This window comes from Pseudomonas fluorescens (assembly GCF_902497785.1).
GTDB lineage: Bacteria > Pseudomonadota > Gammaproteobacteria > Pseudomonadales > Pseudomonadaceae > Aquipseudomonas > Aquipseudomonas fluorescens_BO.
On record NZ_CABVHK010000004.1, the window covers coordinates 256,807 to 274,322 of the forward strand.

Consider the following 17,516-nt stretch of genomic DNA (forward strand, 5'->3'; position numbering starts at 1 on the left):
GACCAACTCCCCTGTAGGAGCAAGCTTGCTCGCGAAGGTCGTTAACGATTACGCGGGAAACCTGACACCCAACGGCGCTCTCAGGTTTTGCGCGAGCAAACTCGCTCCTACAGACTCTCTTGAGGAATGACATGCCCGCATTAAACGAAGATCGCCCCGACCCCGACGCCTTGCTGGCCCGACTCCAGCAGGAAGAACAAGCCTCCTTGCGCGGCAAATTGCGTATCTACTTGGGCTCCAACGCCGGCGTGGGCAAGACCTGCGCCATGCTCGCGTCAGCGCAACGAGAAGTCGCCCTGGGCCGCGACCTGCTCGCGGGCGTCGTGGAAACCCACGGTCGCAAGGAAACCACCGACCTGCTCCATGGTCTGGAACAACTGCCCCGCACCGCCCTGTTACACCGCGAAGTCTCCCTTACCGAATTCGACCTCGACGCCGCCCTGCTCAGGCATCCGTCGGTGCTGCTGGTCGACGAACTGGCCCACAGCAACGCGCCTGGCTCGCGCCACCCCAAACGCTGGCAAGATGTTGAAGAACTGCTCAGCGCCGGCATCGACGTATGGACCACCCTCAACGTCCAGCACCTGGAAAGCCTTAACGATCTTGTCAGTGGGATCATTGGTATCCGCGTGCGGGAAACCGTACCCGACCACGTGTTCGACAATGCTCACGAAGTGGTGGTGGTCGACCTGCCGCCCGATGACCTGTTGCAGCGCCTGAAGGACGGCAAGGTCTACCTGGAGCCTCAGGCCAAGCGTGCGTCACGGCATTTTTTCCGCAAGGGCAACCTGCTGGCCCTGCGCGAGCTGGCACTGCGCCGCACGGCCGACCGGGTCGACACGCAGATGCGGGTGTATCGTCGGGAACGCTCAATCAAAGCCTTGTGGCCAGCCCGCGAGCGTCTGCTGGTCGGCGTGGCGGGCGACGCCGGTGATGAACGCCTAGTGCGTGAAGCGGCGCGGCTGGCGCAGAAGCTTGAGGCAGACTGGATCGTCGTGCATGTGGCTTCGGCCCAAGGTCGCGGTGCCGAGCGCTATCTGACGGCCATGAAAACCCTGGCCCTGGCCACCGAGTTTGGCGCCGATACCGCAACGCTGCCAGGCATGGACGTCGCCGAGGCGCTGGCAGCCTGTGCCCGTGAGCACAACGCCAACCGGCTGGTGCTTGGCCATCATCCCCGCCAGGCCTGGCGGTTCTGGCACCAGTCAGTCAGTGATCGAATCAGCCGTCACCATCCGCAGATTGATCAGGTCGTTATTGCCCACGGTGTATTACCCGCCAGCGTCCCAGTCAAAAATCTTCAAAACCCACCACCTGCGCCGGGTCGCACCTTGGCCTATGTCTGGGCTAGCCTGGCCTGCTTCACCGCCAGCGCCATCGCCGCGCTGCTGCTTCAGGTGTTCGACCTGGCCAACGTGGTCATGGTGTTTTTGCTCACCGTGGTGCTGGTGGCCCTGCGCTATGGGCGCGGTCCCGGCGTCTGGGCGGCGATGCTCGCGGTGCTGTGTTTTGACTTCTTTTTCGTGCAGCCGCGCTATTCCTTCACCGTCAATGACACCCAGTATTTCTTCACCTTTGCCTTGATGCTCGGCATCGCCTTGATCACCGGGCAACTCACCGCCCGCCTACGCCATGAAGCACGCACCGCCGCGGCCCGGGAACGGCGTGCAACGTCGTTGGCGCGACTGGCCCGCGACCTGTCGGCGGCGTTGACCGTGGAGCAGATCAGCGAAGTGGCACTGCGCACCTTCAGCGGCGTGTTCGAGGCGCGGGTGGGCCTGGCGTTGCCAGATGCGCAAGACCGTCTCCGTAGCGTTGGCGCGGACGTGCTGCCCATCGATGAAGGCATCGCCCAATGGAGCTACGACCATGGCCGCCCGGCGGGCCAGGGCACCGACACCCTCGCGGCCGCCAAAGGTTGCTACCTGCCATTGAAGGCACCGATGCGCGTACGCGGTGTGCTGGTGCTGGAACTGGCCCAGCGCGAACGCCTCAGCGAACCGCAAGAGCGCCGGTTGCTGGAAGCCTGCATGAGCCAGTTGGCGATCGCCCTGGAGCGTGTGCATTTCGTCGAAGTGGCGCAAAGCACACTGGTGCAGATGGAAGGCGAGAAAATGCGCAACACCCTGCTCGCCGCCATTTCCCACGATTTGCGCACGCCCTTGACCACGTTGATCGGCGCCGCCGACACCGCACTGCCCCACGCCCCACCCGGGCCGCTGACTGACCTGCTGCACGACATCCACGAACAAGCCACTTCCATGCAACGGCTGATTGAAAACCTGCTGGACATGGCCCGCATGCAAGAACACGGAGTGCGACTCAATCGGCAATGGCACTCCCTGGAAGAAATCGTCGGCAGCGCCCTGCGCCAGTTGCGCGGACCGCTGGCCCGGCACGTCGTGCACACCGCCATGGACGCGCAGTTGCCACTGGTGGAGGTCGATGGAGTATTGATCGAACGGGTGCTGGTCAACCTGCTGGACAACGCCGCCAAGTACACCCCCGACGGCACCTGCATTACTGTTGGCGCCCGCCAGGCTGGGGACAAGATCCTGCTGGAAGTCAACGACACCGGGCCGGGCTGTGCTGCTCACAACCTGTTCGAACCCTTCACTCGCGGCCAGCAGGAGTCCGCCGTCGCGGGCATCGGCCTGGGGCTGGCACTGGTCAAGCGCATTATCGAAGCCCATGGCGGTCGCATTGAGGCCAACCCCGGTACCGAGTGCGGCATGCATTTCGTCATCACTTTACCGGCGGGCACCCCGCCATCCATGGAAACCCTATGAGCACTGCGCGCATTCTGATTGTTGAAGACGAGGCCAATATCCGCCGTTTTGTCGGTATCGCCCTGCAAGATGAAGGCTTCCAGGTCTTCGAGGCCGACAGCGTCAAGCGTGCCTTGATCCATGCCGCCAGCCGCCAGCCAGACCTGGTGATCGTCGATCTCGGCTTGCCGGATGGCGACGGCAAACAGTTGATCAGCGAATTGCGGGGATGGCTGGCGGTGCCGATCCTGGTGTTGTCGGCGCGGGATCGCGAAGAGGAAAAAGTCGCCGCCCTGGATGCTGGTGCCGATGACTACCTGACCAAACCTTTCAGCGTGCCCGAGCTGCTGGCACGTATCCGCGCACAACTGCGTCGACATGGGCAAACCGGCACCGTAACAGCCACCAGCAAAGTGGCGTTTGGCGAGATTGAAGTCGACCTGGCCACCCATGAGGTATGTCGCCAAGGCCAGCCGGTACACCTGACGCCCATCGAGTACCGCCTGTTGTGCGCGATGATTCGCGGGCAGAGCCGAGTGCTGACGCACAGGCAGTTATTGCTGGAAGTCTGGGGTCTGGATTACGTAGAACGCGCCCATTATCTACGCGTACATATGGCCCATCTGCGCCAGAAGCTGGAGGCGAATCCCGCACAACCGCAGTACTTTATTACCGAGTTGCAGGTGGGGTATCGACTGGTAGGGCTCTAAATTCCAGGATCGAGTAGGAGGCATTTACAGCCGGCGTCCTCTCACATTCATGGACGCCCCCAGTTTGCCTAGCGCTCAATTCGTGAGAACACTGACGGGGTTGAGATTGCAGCCGTACATCCGGACTTTATGTGTAGCTCTGCTTCTGTCCCTGATGGAATTCGCTGATCGGGATCTTATCACCACCACGCGCTCGAAGCGCCTGTGAGAGGGCAGAGTTACCCGATCCCGGTCCTACTTGTCTTGCCATCCCGTCATGATTGCCGGGGCAACCTTGGAAGTACTCCTTCTAATAACGCATCATCACCTGACTCCGCCGCCTCGATTAAACCCCTGTGACGACAGGGGTGTAATCGGAGCGGAATCTGCGATCGTGAGTCAACAGCCCCAAGGCAGTCCGAGCTTTTTTGTTGGCCTGACCAACTACTGCCACATTCGTGTTGTGGCGTCCCAGCAAACCCTTCAACAATCCGCCGAGGGATCAGTTTTACTTTCGGCGTAGCGAACCACAGCTCCTGCGCTATGAACCATCAAGGTGCGCAAATAACAGTCACCCCGCTTGCTAATACCCAACAGCGTGGACTTGCCTCCAGTTGAATGCTGTCGTGGCACCAGCCCCAGCCATGCCACCATCTGTAGACCATTGGCAAAGCTCTTTGAATCACCTACGGATGCCACTAGGGCGCTCACTGTGATCGGTCCAACGCCTGGTATCTGCGTAAGCCGACAACTGCCTTCGTTTCCGCGATGCCACTGTTGAATTTCCCGTTCAAGCTGCACTACCTGTCGGTCCAACTCTTTTAGATGATCACCCAAGCGCTGTATCAGCTGCCGAAAAGCTCCGGGCCGGCCGCTTTCTCCATTCTTCAGAATGCCCGGCAGAGCACTGGATTACAGCCTGAAACGCTGGGCAGCGCTGTCGCGCTACCTCGATGACGGGGCCGTACACATTGACAACAATTGGGCGGAGAACCAGATCCGGCCGTGGGCACTGGTGCGCAAGAACTGGCTCTTCGCAGATTCGCTGCGCAGCGGCAAACGGGCGGCTGCGATCATGAGCTTGATCCAGCCGGCGCAGTTGAATGGTTATGATCCGTATGCCTATCTGAAGGATATTCTCACGCGCCTGCCGACGCAGCGGGCGAGTGAAATCGACCAGCTACTGCCGCATAAGTGGCAACCAGTTTAGTTACGCAAGGCGTGATGGCCGGAGGCATACGCTCAAACAACCAGGCGTAGCATTTAGCATTTCCATAACGCACTGAAATTAGTGCAGCACGAACGGTGGCACTGCCCGGAATGAAATTTTTATCTCGTTGGAATGGTGTATTAATTCCATAACGCTGGGTGAATCAGTCATTATCTGACATCTCGACTCCTGCCTTGTCTTTTGCTACTAGACGTCTTCAATTAGCAACAGGTTATGTCGATAATGAATGATCAACTCCAACGTCCTAGATTTTTAAACGCAAGAATATAACCGTTCTACACTGTAACAGGAGTATCTCTTCGACCGCTCCACCAGTTCTGCAGATTGCTCGATAATAGGGATTTCGCGTTACTTAATGCGCGCGACTATGTAGTTGATCACTTACGCGGAAGCTTACTTCGGCGTTTTGGCGCTGCGTTAAAAAAAGCGCACGAAGTCTGGCGCCAGCATTGGCGAAGGGGCAATCGAAAGGCCCGTCATACGCCTAGCGAACGTTTGGGTCAAGACAGCCGATGCCGAGGACTTCCCAACACCTCGCTTGATGCTTTGCTCGTTTGCTCGTTTGCTCAAATAGCACTTCTCCTCTGTGCAGACACCTCAAATCCCGCATCGGATGTAGCGTGACAATGGCAGTCTCCGGGTTGGTACCATGGGTGTATGTGCTTCAGGTCTGGCATGTTTTTGATCCCGCGAAACAACAAGGTCGAGTTAGGGGTGTGGTTTCCAGAATGATTTGGTGTTCGGTTGTCTCTCTTAAGCCCCTAAGACGTAGACGAAGACAGGTTATTCCATGGCCACTGACAATTTTATCGAACCCCGTAGACATTGGCGCGCAATAGCTGCCAGAAGTAACAATCTAGGGATGCTGTCGAACCATTAAAAAGGGTCTGTTGGTTCACGGTGGACGCCACAAATGACAGGTCCGTAGAAAGAAATTTGGCGTATTCGGTTACAACGGTCATTGGACTCCGCTTGGCATTCGACTTAGAGAGCATTTCACGGGTCGTCATCAATACAGAATGTCCTGGCACCGACCGACGAAGGGCTTTCGGCAGAGCAATCTCGCTAGTACTACCCATAGCCAACCCCGTCGTACCTGATTTTAGCTGTAAAAGTTTAGGAATAAATACGGCCCCGCATCGTCTCCCTCTTATGCGCTGACCTGAGAACACTTGCAGACAGGGTACCGCTGGCCATCACTGATGGCGTAATAATCCTCTGCCCTGCGGAATTTGAAATGATTAATCTGCCCCCTAGTGATTACGCGCTGAACGCCTATATCGATCATCAACTCAACGATGTTGACCGAGTGATGTTGGGAGCGTGGCTTGCCGGACATCCAGATGTAGCCTATCAGGTCAAGGATTGGCAAACAGACGCCTATTTTTTACGTGCCGCATTAACCGGTAACCTTCTGCGCGGGGTAAATGCTGCGCTAGATCCCGCTTTCATCCGGACAGGCATCCGCCACAACCGCTACAGGCGTTTCGTTATGGCTTTTGTATTGGTCATAGCCACCGCCGTCGGGGGCATGAGCGGCTGGCAGAGCCGCGAATCGTCTATTACAAGTGCCGTCCCGCCCATGGCGGATGCGGTGCAGGCGTACCGGATGTTTGCGCTAAAAGATCAGTTTTCCGGAGATTGGAACGCAGGAAATGCAAGCAACGCACAGCAATGGCTGGACCGAAACTTCTCCAGAGCGGAGCGTTTGCCTGACATGGAGCTTGCCGGATTTAAACCAGTGAGCGGGCGTATGAACAGTACTGAACAAGGAGCGGCAGCGATGATTATTTACAAAGATCAGAAAGGCCGCACCCTGAGCTTTTACATCCGCCCTTCGGGTGAGAATGTCCGTATGCTTCCACGGGGCAGTCGCCAAGACGGAGATCTGCAGGCAGATTATTGGTCAAGCGCTGGCTACAACTACGCGATTGTGGGACCTCTCCACGATGAAGCAATTCAACGCGTTCGTCGGAAACTACGTGCGTCTATTTGATCCAATGCTTGGACGAGCCCAGTTGCTCAAACAGCGCCGTTTTTCGACCTTAGTGCGAGTGCACTGTTGGGTCGGTTTAAAGTTCGGCTAACTAACGACCGCGCGGTAATAAGCGGTTTACCATAGTAAACCGCGAATTCCCTAGCACCAAACAAGTGTCTAAAAACGGACGTCTTGCTATATCCGAAGGACGAAATGGAAACTGCCTCATGAATGGTCTGGATGAACAATTGCGTGAACTGCTGCCGCGCATGCGGCGGTTTGCTTTGTCATTGACGCGAGATGCCCCCAGTGCAGATGATTTAGTGCAATCGAGCCTAGAGAAAGCGTTGACGTCGTGGGGTGGTAAACGACCAGAGGGTGATCTGCGTGCATGGCTGTTCGCCATCCTATACAGACAATTTCTCGACGCCCACCGGCGCTCACGCCGGTACAGCCGCATGCTTGAACTCTTCACACGCAGCAAGGAAGATGATTTCGAGCCTTCCGTGGAGCGCACTGTCGTAGCCAGGTCGACTTTGGATGCGTTCCAGCGGCTCAATACCGAACAGCGGGCTTTATTGCTTTGGGTCTCAGTCGAAGGGTTGAGTTACAATGACTGCGCGGAAATCCTTGGTGTGCCAGTGGGAACGGTGATGTCGAGACTTTCTCGCGCACGCCAGGCGCTGCGCCTGCTTAGTGATGGTGAAATTAACACTACAATGTTGGGGATAGTGAAGTGATTACGTTGCCCCCTTCCGAATGCGATTTGCACAGTTACGTCGATGGTCATCTCAGCGAAACCGATCGGCAGGCCCTTGAAATATATCTGGCGTCCAATTCGGTTTTATATGCACAGGTTCAGGCCTGGCAACTGGACGCGCAACGCTTGCGCGCGTTGATGAGGGATGAGTTACATTTGGCACCAAACCCCACGCTTGATCCAGCTTTCATACGCAAACGCCTTCTGCCTAACCGCGCCAGACAATATGCAACTGCCGCGGTGGTACTGATGGCTGTGAGTGTCGGGGGGCTTTGCGGCTGGCAAATGAGAGGAATGAGCATGTCAGGCACGCCTCCTATGGCGGACGCCGTTCAAGCCTATCGTATGTTTGCACTCAAAGACGATGTGGCATCCGACTGGAAACCCTCGGAAAGCAGTGACGTTCAAGACTGGATTGATGCCAATTTCGCTTCGGCCAATCGACTTCCTGATCTTCTGGCAGCTGGTTTCAAGCCAGTCAAAGGGCGGTTGGTGTCAACCGAACAAGGCGCAGCCGCAACGGTGATATATAAGGACGCATCGGGGCGAACGGTGAGCTTCTTCATTCGACCACCTGTCAGCCGCCGCCACCCGCTCCCCCATGGAACCCGGCGAGACGGTGAGCTCCAGACTGACTATTGGTCGGGAAATGGCTATAACTATGCAGTTGTGGGATTGGCGGACGACCGGGCTACCCAAGCAGCACTACGGTCGCTCTCCCCTCCCATATAATGGGCCTTCACACTCTTAGTGCACTGGCGGCCAAGCCGCCCACATTTGAGTGCTCCGAGTTACATACTATCCCATTCGGTTATCGTGCTTCGCAGCAGGCCGAATCCTAACAAGTCCACGCCTATCGCGAACGGATTGGCATATTTACATCCGCCGCTCTCATACAGCAGGTGCTGTCCAAGGCGGCTCAATGGCAATGCGTACGGCATGGCAACGACGACTCATAGGCGTGCATGGTGTGAAAGTAAATTTAGACAACAGACTTACACGAGCCAGACAGTTTGGCACGCTTATCCAAAAAACATCGGATGAATAAATTATGTTCAACTGGGTTATAGCCTTAGTCGTTGCCCCTGCTGTCTCCGTCCGAATTCTTCCAGTCTGACGATCAGACTTTGAGGCAGTGTGATGTGGGTGTGATGGTTGCTCCGGGCGGCATAACGACGCTCACTGGGCAATCGCACGCCCTCTTGGGCCAGCATTGCCTTGAACAAGGCTTCAACATGCCCGGGATAACCGGGGCCGAAAAATGGCGGGTCAATGATCAGCATCAGGTGCGCGACATTCGGCGCGTCACCTTCGGCATCGAAAAAGGAACTGGCTTGATAGCCGAAATGACAACCGGTCAGTCCGGCGGTCAGCAACTCAACCATCAGCGCCAGGGCTGCGCCCTTGGCCTCTGCGGCCGGGACCATGCTTCCTGCCAGCGCAGCGTCCGGATCGGTGGTCGGATGTCCATCCGAATCGATGGCCCAGCCTTCGGGAATGGAGGTGCCGGCTTTTTTTGCCAACATGATTTTTCCGCGTGCGACTTTTGATAACGAAAGGTCGATGACGACGGGTTCTGCATCCTGGCGTGGCGATGCAAAAGCAATGGGATTGGTGCCAAACAGCGGAGTGCTACCGCCCCATGGCGCCATGGCCGAGGGGGCATTGCTGAAGGCCAGCGCAAGCAGCCCCTGTCGCGCCACCTGCTCCACATGATAGCCAGCCACACCAAAGTGATGAGAATGAGCAATCGAGACCGCCACCAACCCAAGCTCACGGGCTAGGGGTATCGCCTTTTCAAGACCGGCGCTGACCGCAGGAAAAGCCAGCCCGTGCTGGGCATCGACCCGTACAACGGCTCCGCGAACACTGACCTGCGCCTGCGCCTTCGGATTAACTTTGCCGCTCAATGCCTGCTCCAGATAAAAAGGCAGGCGCGCCAAACCGTGCGATGACAATTCGTCACGCTCAGCCGCTACCAATGCCCGGGCAGTAATCTGCGCCGCTTCTTCAGGCATTCCCACACCGCGCAACGCCTCAAAGGCCAACTCATGCGCATCTTCCACTCTGATGATTTTATTCATGGCGATCACCCGACAATTGCACTCGATACATTGGTTTTGCGGCTGACAGCGACCCTGCCCAACAAGCAGGCGGTGTCGCTTCCAGCCAAGACGCTGTTGCCAAGGGCTCAACTCTTGGCGGCAAGCTCAAGTTCGGCTTGAGGATCGGAGTCGATCAAACCCGCAGCGCATTTCTCTGCCGCCAACTGATCTTCTCGAGAGGAACTCAAGACTTTCCTGGCCATCTCGATATCGAATTTACCTTCCCAGCGCGCAACGACAATGGTCGCAACCACATTGCCAAGCATGTTCACCAGCGCCCGAACCTCATTGAGAATCCGGTCGATACCCAAGATAAGCGTAATGCCTGCGACCGGGATGATGCTATGCGAGGCCAGGGTCGCGGTGAGTGCAATCAGCGCGGCACCGGCAACTCCCGCACCGCCTTTTGAAGTGATCAAAAGAATCGCCAACAAGCCCAATTGCTGAGTCCAGGTCAGATCGATATTCATTGCCTGAGCGATGAACATCGAAGTCATCGTCAGATAAATAGCGGCGCCATCCAGGTTGAAGGAATAACCGGTCGGAATCACCAGCCCGACGACTGATCTGTTACAGCCCAAGCGTTCAAGCTTGTTCATGAGCCGTGGCAACACTGATTCCGTCGTGGAGGTGCCCAACACGATAAGCAGCTCATCACGGAAATACTTGATCAACCCCCACAAACTCACCCCGGCATACCGGCTGATGCCACCCAGGACAATCACCACAAAAAGAATGCTGGTGACATACAGGCAGATAATCAACATGCCCAGCTGCTGGAGGGTTCCGATACCGAATTTGCCGACCGTGAATGCCATTGCGCCAAAAGCACCCAAAGGCGCGAGACGCATGATCATTTCGACGATACGCATCAAAGCATCGCCAAATTGCTCGACGACTTTGGAAATGATCTGACTGCGTGTGGACATGATCGACAGGGCCACACCAAACAATACCGAGAACAGCAATACCGGCAGCAAGTCGCCATTGGCGAAGGCGCCGACTACGGAGTTCGGCACTATCTGATCCAGGAAACTGACCGACCCAATGGAATGAGCCTTGTTGACCAGGTCCGCCACGGAATGGGGATCAAGTGACGCAGGGGCTATGTTCAGGCCGGCGCCAGGTTTGACCAGATTGGCAACCACCAGACCCAGCACCAGGGCCACGGTCGTGATCACCTCGAAATACACAATCGTTTTGAACCCGACTTGACCTACTTCTTTGAGGCTCTCCATACGGGCAATGCCAACCGACACCGTACAAAAGATCACCATCGTGATCAGCATCTTGATCAAACGAATGAACGTGTCACCCAAGGGCTTCATCTGAACGCCGAACGTGGGTGCCAGATAGCCCACGAGAATGCCAGCAAACAGCCCGATGAGGACCTGGATGTACAGATTTTTGAGAAAGCGCAAGACGGTATCTCCTGTTCAGGAGCTACCCTGGGCCCATACCGAGTACCGATTCGCGGTACATGCCAGCCGTACGGAAAAGGGCAGCGTTATTTTTATTATTCCGTAGCTCTTCAGCCGAACCTGCAACGACTGAGTCTTGTCGATGACAACGACTCAATGTCGACTGATCCAACGTGGTACCTGACTCAAAATCACAGCGATTGTGTGCATCGAGCGGTGCGACTCACTGCCGTCACACCGCTCAAGACAAAGCACTGGCTGTTTACTTCAACGACTGGCGTGTCACGCGCTTTCGAAAAGGCGAGTCAGTACGAACTCGCGATGCCCGAGCGCTTCGGCACAGGTGTTTCTGCCGTTGGCGGTGCGCAGTGTCATTTCCAGCAGCTTGTTACCGGCTTCATCCATGTTGATTTCCCGACGCAACAACCCAGACACATCGACGTCGATATGCTCACCCATGGTGCGGAAGGTCCGTGGGTTTGCGCAAATCTTGATGACAGGAAGAATCGGATTGCCGATCACGTTGCCTTGTCCGGTCGGGAACAGGTGAACGACATAACCCGCAGCAGCGCACAAGGTCACCATCTCGGCGGCAGCGGATGATGAGTCCATGAACCACAATCCCGATCCGGTCGGCGCTTCGGCTTTATCCAATACACCATCGACCCGGCACTGCTTGCCGATCTTCTGGATATTGCCCAGGGCTTTTTCCTCGATGGTCGTCAGCCCTCCTTCGATATTGCCCTTGGTCGGCTGCGACTCGGACAGGTCGCTGGTTTTCCAGCGATCGATCATGGCGGCGTAGCGATCGAACATGAACTGAAACTTCTCACGTACCGCCGGTGTGCTGCAGCGCTCGGCGACCAAATGCTCGCCGCCGGTCAGTTCGGATGTCTCGCCAAATACCAGCGTGCAGCCTTGCGCATAAAGCTTGTCGAAAGCGTTGCCGACCGTGGGGTTGGCGCCGCAGCCGGAGGTGGTATCAGACTCGCCGCACTTGGTGGATACCCACAACTCGCTGATATCGCATTCTTCGCGCTGCAGTTCGGTAGCGTTCTGGACAAATTCCCGAGCCTTGCGTGAAGCCGAGCAGATGGTGTTGTGATCGCCATTCTGTTCGATCCAGAACCCCTCGACCGGTTTTCCGGAAGCGCGAATGCCGTCCACGACGCGACCGGTCCAGCCGGGCTCGATACCGATGACAATCACAGCCGCGACATTTGGGTTGCAGCCGGTTCCGATCAATGTCCGGAAATGCAGCTCAAGGTCCTCGCCAAATTGCAGGCGGCCATAAGGGTGAGGCAGCGCGATGGCGCCTTTGATGTTATTGGCCACGGCTTCGGCGGCGGCATTGGAAATATCATCCACGGGCAAGACGATGACGTGGTTGCGGACCCCGACGCGTCCGTTTTCACGACGATACCCCATGAACTTGCGGTCTTTGATTTCCATGCTCACCACCTCTTGGTTTTTACGTTGTGGACATGCAGGTGTTCACCCTTGCGAATGGGCTTCACTACACGACCAATGTCCACGCCATATTTGATGACCGCGTCGCCTTCCTGAAGATCACGGATCGCCAGTTTGTGGCCGATCGGAATAGCCCCAAGCACGACAAAATCTGCCAGCGTCTTGTCTTGATCCATGATCCAGCCGGTCAGTTTCTGCCCCGCCGTAACCCCCTCCACCACCACAACCCCGACGGCATCGTCAGCGTCGTGAACCACAAAATCGATACTCATGATTCTCTCCTGTTTGACATCATTAGCTCACGCCAAGTCATGTATAAGACATAAGACATATGATAGTCAACGAGATATTCTTCATGCGGGATCACCGGTATACTTTGCGACACCTCTACATCTCGCCGCGCTCAAGCACAGGACACGCTATCCATGGAAGCCCTCAAGGGACCCACTTTTCGGCCTTTGTACCAACAGATCAAAGAGTTGCTGCTTGAACGCATCGCGTCAGGCGAATGGTCTCCAGGGACTTTTATCCCCAGCGAAGCAGCCTTGGCCGCCAGCTACAACGTGAGCGTGGGCACGTTACGCAAGGCCCTGAACGAGCTGGTCGCAGAGAGCATCGTGATCCGGCAGCAGGGCAAAGGCACAGCAGTGGCCACCCATGACGCCGACAGCGCGCTGTTCCGTTTCTTCAACATCAGACGTCATGACGGCAGTCGCTGCCTGCCCGTTTCACTGGTGCTCAGTCGTGTATTGCGCAAGGCGAACGCCGACGAAATTCGCGAACTGAATCTGGAGTCGGGCGCCAAAGTCATCTACATCCAGCGGGTGCGTGAACTGGACGATAAGCCGGCGGTATTGGAGAGCATCGCACTGGATGCCAAACGTTTTGGCGAACTGCGCACGCAGCCCGAAGTGTTGCCTAACACGCTGTATCACCTCTATCAGCAACGTTTCGGAGCGACAGTGGCGCATGCCGACGAGACCCTCGTGGCAATCAAGGCCAACGATACGGAGGTGAAGTACTTAGGCGCCGAGCCCGGCGAACCCTTGCTGGAGATACGACGAATCGCGCGCGACTATCAGGATCAGCCCATCGAACGGCGGATTTCAGTTGTCCTGACTCGCGATTACTCATACTCCAACAGGGTGTGACGTACGGACGGCCCTCAGGCCGTCTCGCGTAGAAACACCTTGAATGCCTGCCAGACCGGGCTGCGATAGCGGTCAGGGTGCCAGATCAGGGAAAATGTACGACTCAGGTGCAGGTCGTTTTCCAGACTGACCAACTCACCCCTTTGCAGCTCGCCCGCCACGGTCAGGCGTGACATGCAGCCCAATCCGAACCCGGCACGAACCGCCTGCTTGATAGCTTCGTGCTGGCTCAATTCCATGCGCACCCTTAACCGCGCGGCGCGATGCAGGATTGCCGCTTCAAACATGGCCCGGGTACCTGAGCCAGGCTCGCGCAACACCCAGTGCTCGCTGCTCAAATCTTCATCGTTGAGCTGGCCTCGTTCCGCGAGTCGATGATCGGGGGAACAGATGACCACCATTTCATCTTGCCGCCACACCTCAGACGCCAGGCGAGACTCGGTGCACTGCCCTTCGATCATCCCCAGGTCCGCCTCGAAACGCATGATCTCGCCCACCACCTCATCGGTATTGAGCAAACGCATGTGCAGATCCACCTGTGGATAACGCTCCACGAACCGTCCAACGAGCGGAGGCAAAAGGTAGTTACCGATGGTCGCGCTGGCGGCGACATTCAGACTGCCCTGCAAGTGGCCTTCGGGCTCAACCGCTGCGTCGACAAACTGATCCAGATCACTCAGCAGCGCTTCGGCACGCGGCAATAAACGACGTCCGGCGTCGTTGAGCAGCAGCCGTCGTCCCAGTCGTTCGAAGAGCATCAGGCCCAATTGCCGCTCCAGATCGGACAACGACTGGCTTGTGGCCGACTGTGACAAATTGAGTTTTTGCGCCGCTGCGCCGAGGCTTCCCTCCCGGACCACCGCGACGAAAACCTGCAACTGCCGGAAGCTTATGTTCGTGTGCATTTCAGTTTTTCCGATTGGTTATATCGTTATAACCGTTTACTCATTCCCTTCTATCTGCCCATACCCTGAGTCCATTCGCAAGCTCAGGAGAATATTTTTATGTGGCAGGGTCTGGTGTTATGCGCGGTGCTTACGGCCGCCGGATATGTGCTCAAGCAGCTCCCCATGCTGGCCAACAGTGGTTTCAGCGCCCTGGTATTCGCCTTGTTGCTGGGGCTGGCAGTGGGCAATCTGCCATTGGCAAACCACCTGACATCCGCGCAACCAGGACTGCGCTTTTCCATGCGCTGGCTGTTGCGTGGAGGGATTGTCTTGTTCGGCCTGTCTCTGACCCTGCAACAGATCTTTGCCCTTGGCCCGGCGGTTCTACTACTGGACATGTCGGTCATCACCACTGTGCTGGTGGTGGGTTATCTGTTCGGCACTCGCGTACTCAAACTGGACCGGGAAACGACACTCCTGACCTGCGCAGGCAGTGCCATTTGCGGTGCCGCAGCGGTGCTGGCAGCAGAGGCCACGATTCGCTCGCGCCCGGCAGCCACCTCGATGGCGGTGGCGACGGTGGTGTTATTCGGCAGTCTCTCGATGTTGGTTTATCCCCTGCTCTATCCGCTGACCGGCCTGAATGAAAGCACCTTCGGCATCTACATTGGCGCGACGGTGCACGAGGTGGCTCAAGTGGTGGCCGCAGGGGATGCGGTCGGTCCACATGCGCTGGCCAATGCGGTCATCGTCAAGCTGGTCCGGGTGATGTTGCTGATTCCCTTCCTGCTGATCCTCAGCCAATGGTGGAACGTTCGCAGGTCTGGCGAGCAGAAAACCAAAGGCGGGATCGTGATCCCCTGGTTCGCTTTCGGTTTTTTGGCACTGGTGATTTTCAACAGCTTTATCACTCTGCCCGTCGACCTGCATCACGCTCTGGTATTGATCGGACAAATCGCATTGGCCATGTCGATGGCCGCGCTAGGTTATGAAACCCGCCTGGAAAAATTGACCGCCTTGGGTATCAAACCTTTTGTTCTCGCGTTGTTCCTCTTCATCCTGCTGATGGGCGGGGGGTTACTGTCAGTGCATTTGTTGCCTACGGATGTGAATTAACAGCTGATCTCACAACTTTTCTCGTGCCCGCTCAGGAGTTCTGTTCTATGACGTCAGACAGGCTGTTGATGGCGGCTAGATCGAGCACGTTTAGTACGGCTGAGCGCGTTAATCATAAAGGTCTAGTAAGGCCATAGACAAAAATCACGTAACCCAAGAAAAAATTTCGCATGAGTGGACCAGGATGATCATTGCCGTCGCCTGTTGCACTTCCCGGGGTAAGCTTTGCGCTGCCGCCCTTCCATCTCGAGGCTCGCCGACGTATGGAGCTTTGCACTTATGTATATGTTCATCGTTATTAATAGTTGTTGTCTAGAAATAAAAAATCGGATGATTAGTTCTTACCAACCGCCAAAGGCTCCTCGGTTCGTTTGATTCTTAACTAAAAATCTTCCCAAATTAAACCCGCGGAGGGGCAGAATCATCGCAAGTCAGTAAAGGCTGGATTTTTTTTAGCCGGCTACGTCTATGCCGCATCCGCCGCCAACTGAGCACGATGCCCGTCACGCTAATGGCTAGACCACCCAAGCTGAAGATGATGATCAATACCTCTCTTAATACCGAGCGCTCCAGTAGCGGTAACCAGTCCCAGCTATGCAGTAGATTGAACACCCAGCGACCGACGCGTCCTCGTTGGTCGAGCAGTTCGATCAGTGCGCCGTTATTTGGGTCTATGTGGACCCAGGTTCCAGCAGGGTCATCGAAACGAAGACGTAGTATCGGCAAACGCTTGTTTTTGTTTCCAGACATACTCTGTTGGGTGCGTGCGTAATAATAAAAATCATAGTTAGTCAGCCATTCGTGTACCACCCTCGTTCCTGGCGACATTGCTTCAGCGGAGGGGATGAGCAAAGTTGCTGGTAGTCGAGCCTTTGGCCCGGCATTGCCGTCGATTGACATTAATAGGCTGTTCCCCGCACCGTCGTAAGCCACTAGGAAACCTTTGCCACCAACAAACCGCCATTCCAGCTCCCTGGGCTTTATACCGGCTTGCTCAAATCGTGAGATCGCTTCCGCAATCGGCAGCGCCGCCTCACCTGCGTGCATTTCGGCTCCGTAATAGGCAGCCCGCGACAACTCCGACTGGCTGTCCAACAAATGCCAAGGACGCATCGACATTAATCCACTGAATATCCACGCAATCAGTACCATACCGAATATTAAACCAGTGATATGGTGCCAATGGTAGAAGCCTGTGGGATAAGGTGATCTTGAGCCGCTGCGATAGCGTTTGGAGAAGCGCCAGCGCAGAAAACCGATCGCCTGACCAAGAATTGCTAATGCAGTCCCCGCCAGCGATAGGTAAATGACGACATCCGCTGCCCAAGTATCAAATACACCTCCGCGCAGCGGATAAAGCCAATGCAGCCAAGCACCCAGCCAATTCCAGATCCTTTCGGTCCGTGTGACATCGAGCATTACGCGGCCGTTGTGTTGTGATACATACAATCGCTGTTGTTGTAGATCATCTACTTGTACAACATGGAACGGTCGCTCTTGCTTCAAGCCCCTTGAATGGCTCCACATGTCCTCCTGCACCAATCCCAGATAACTGACTTGAGCATCTCCTGCAAAAGCGTTCGCAACAGCTATAGCGGCATTTTCGTCGACAGGTCCAACGACTTGTCCATTACGAGCGTTGATCGCTACTTGCGCTTTACCGGGGAAATCCAGCAGATAGCGCGGCTCGTTGCCGACTGAAACTAGCTTTATACTCCGTGGCGCCGACAACTCTGTACTGGCTGCAAGCGCGGTTTCGAGGCTGACACAGCAGTTTGCAGTCGAGAGTTTTGGCAACCCGGCGAGATGTTCCTCGTGTGTTAGTTTGGGATAGCCGACATACAGCATGACCATCCCCGATACCAACCAAAGCGTCATAAACAAGCATAACGCAATACCGAGCCAGCGGTGCCAAAGGTATAAGTAACGTTTCATGGCTG

Annotated in this window: 14 protein-coding genes and 1 pseudogene; 8 read left to right on the forward strand and 7 right to left on the reverse strand. The window is 56.2% G+C overall.

Features of this window, described 5'->3' with window-relative positions:
- The first annotated feature begins 131 nt into the window (after positions 1-131).
- Both F8N62_RS08140 and F8N62_RS08145 read left to right on the forward strand, forming a co-directional pair.
- On the forward strand, positions 132-2,789 hold the full coding sequence (locus F8N62_RS08140; RefSeq protein WP_150710459.1) for a sensor histidine kinase: 2,658 nt from the start codon (positions 132-134) through the stop codon (positions 2,787-2,789).
- Positions 2,786-3,478, forward strand: coding sequence for a response regulator (locus tag F8N62_RS08145; protein WP_150710460.1), 693 nt, complete (start codon positions 2,786-2,788; stop codon positions 3,476-3,478). Before F8N62_RS08140 ends, F8N62_RS08145 begins: the two co-directional genes overlap by 4 nt.
- A 462-nt stretch (positions 3,479-3,940) precedes the next feature.
- On the opposite strand, the gene F8N62_RS31820 is transcribed toward F8N62_RS08145, so the two are convergent.
- Positions 3,941-4,258, reverse strand: a complete 318-nt coding sequence (locus F8N62_RS31820; RefSeq protein WP_412071971.1) for a transposase — start codon at positions 4,256-4,258, stop codon at positions 3,941-3,943.
- A gap of 100 nt (positions 4,259-4,358) precedes the next feature.
- Between F8N62_RS31820 and F8N62_RS08155 the strand changes: the two are divergent.
- The 4 genes and pseudogenes from F8N62_RS08155 to F8N62_RS08170 form a co-directional block, all read left to right on the forward strand.
- Positions 4,359-4,667 (forward strand): annotated as a pseudogene (locus F8N62_RS08155) (IS66 family transposase); the annotation flags it as partial.
- Positions 4,668-5,925: 1,258 nt separating this feature from the next.
- Positions 5,926-6,684, forward strand: coding sequence for an anti-sigma factor family protein (locus tag F8N62_RS08160; protein WP_150710461.1), 759 nt, complete (start codon positions 5,926-5,928; stop codon positions 6,682-6,684).
- 209 nt (positions 6,685-6,893) lie between these two features.
- Positions 6,894-7,406, forward strand: coding sequence for a sigma-70 family RNA polymerase sigma factor (locus F8N62_RS08165; RefSeq protein ID WP_150710462.1), 513 nt, complete (start codon positions 6,894-6,896; stop codon positions 7,404-7,406).
- Complete coding sequence (locus F8N62_RS08170) at positions 7,403-8,158, forward strand: anti-sigma factor family protein (RefSeq protein WP_150710463.1); 756 nt, start codon at positions 7,403-7,405, stop codon at positions 8,156-8,158. Before F8N62_RS08165 ends, F8N62_RS08170 begins: the two co-directional genes overlap by 4 nt.
- A 332-nt stretch (positions 8,159-8,490) precedes the next feature.
- Here F8N62_RS08170 and F8N62_RS08175 read toward each other — a convergent pair whose 3' ends face one another.
- The 4 genes from F8N62_RS08175 to F8N62_RS08190 all read right to left on the reverse strand — a co-directional run bounded on the left by F8N62_RS08175 (position 8,491) and on the right by F8N62_RS08190 (position 12,694).
- On the reverse strand, positions 8,491-9,510 hold the full coding sequence (locus F8N62_RS08175; RefSeq protein WP_150710464.1) for an Ldh family oxidoreductase: 1,020 nt from the start codon (positions 9,508-9,510) through the stop codon (positions 8,491-8,493).
- 107 nt (positions 9,511-9,617) lie between these two features.
- Positions 9,618-10,952, reverse strand: a complete 1,335-nt coding sequence (gene dctA / locus F8N62_RS08180) for a C4-dicarboxylate transporter DctA (protein ID WP_150710465.1) — start codon at positions 10,950-10,952, stop codon at positions 9,618-9,620.
- Between the two features lie 282 nt (positions 10,953-11,234).
- Entirely contained in the window at positions 11,235-12,404 is a 1,170-nt protein-coding gene (locus F8N62_RS08185) for a UxaA family hydrolase (RefSeq protein WP_150710466.1), read from the reverse strand.
- Positions 12,405-12,406: 2 nt separating this feature from the next.
- Positions 12,407-12,694, reverse strand: coding sequence for a UxaA family hydrolase (locus F8N62_RS08190; RefSeq protein ID WP_150710467.1), 288 nt, complete (start codon positions 12,692-12,694; stop codon positions 12,407-12,409).
- 153 nt (positions 12,695-12,847) lie between these two features.
- On the opposite strand from F8N62_RS08190, the gene F8N62_RS08195 reads away from it, so the two are divergent.
- Positions 12,848-13,573, forward strand: a complete 726-nt coding sequence (locus F8N62_RS08195) for a GntR family transcriptional regulator (RefSeq protein WP_150710468.1) — start codon at positions 12,848-12,850, stop codon at positions 13,571-13,573.
- Positions 13,574-13,587: 14 nt separating this feature from the next.
- Here F8N62_RS08195 and F8N62_RS08200 read toward each other — a convergent pair whose 3' ends face one another.
- The gene (locus F8N62_RS08200) at positions 13,588-14,478 is read right to left on the reverse strand and encodes a LysR substrate-binding domain-containing protein (RefSeq protein WP_150710469.1); all 891 of its coding nucleotides are present in this window, start codon (positions 14,476-14,478) and stop codon (positions 13,588-13,590) included.
- 99 nt (positions 14,479-14,577) lie between these two features.
- Between F8N62_RS08200 and F8N62_RS08205 the strand changes: the two genes are divergently transcribed.
- Positions 14,578-15,576, forward strand: coding sequence for a YeiH family protein (locus tag F8N62_RS08205; protein WP_150710470.1), 999 nt, complete (start codon positions 14,578-14,580; stop codon positions 15,574-15,576).
- A gap of 399 nt (positions 15,577-15,975) precedes the next feature.
- Here the strand turns inward: F8N62_RS08205 and F8N62_RS08210 are convergent, their stop codons facing one another.
- Entirely contained in the window at positions 15,976-17,511 is a 1,536-nt protein-coding gene (locus F8N62_RS08210) for a PepSY domain-containing protein (RefSeq protein WP_150710471.1), read from the reverse strand.
- Positions 17,512-17,516 lie beyond the last annotated feature (5 nt).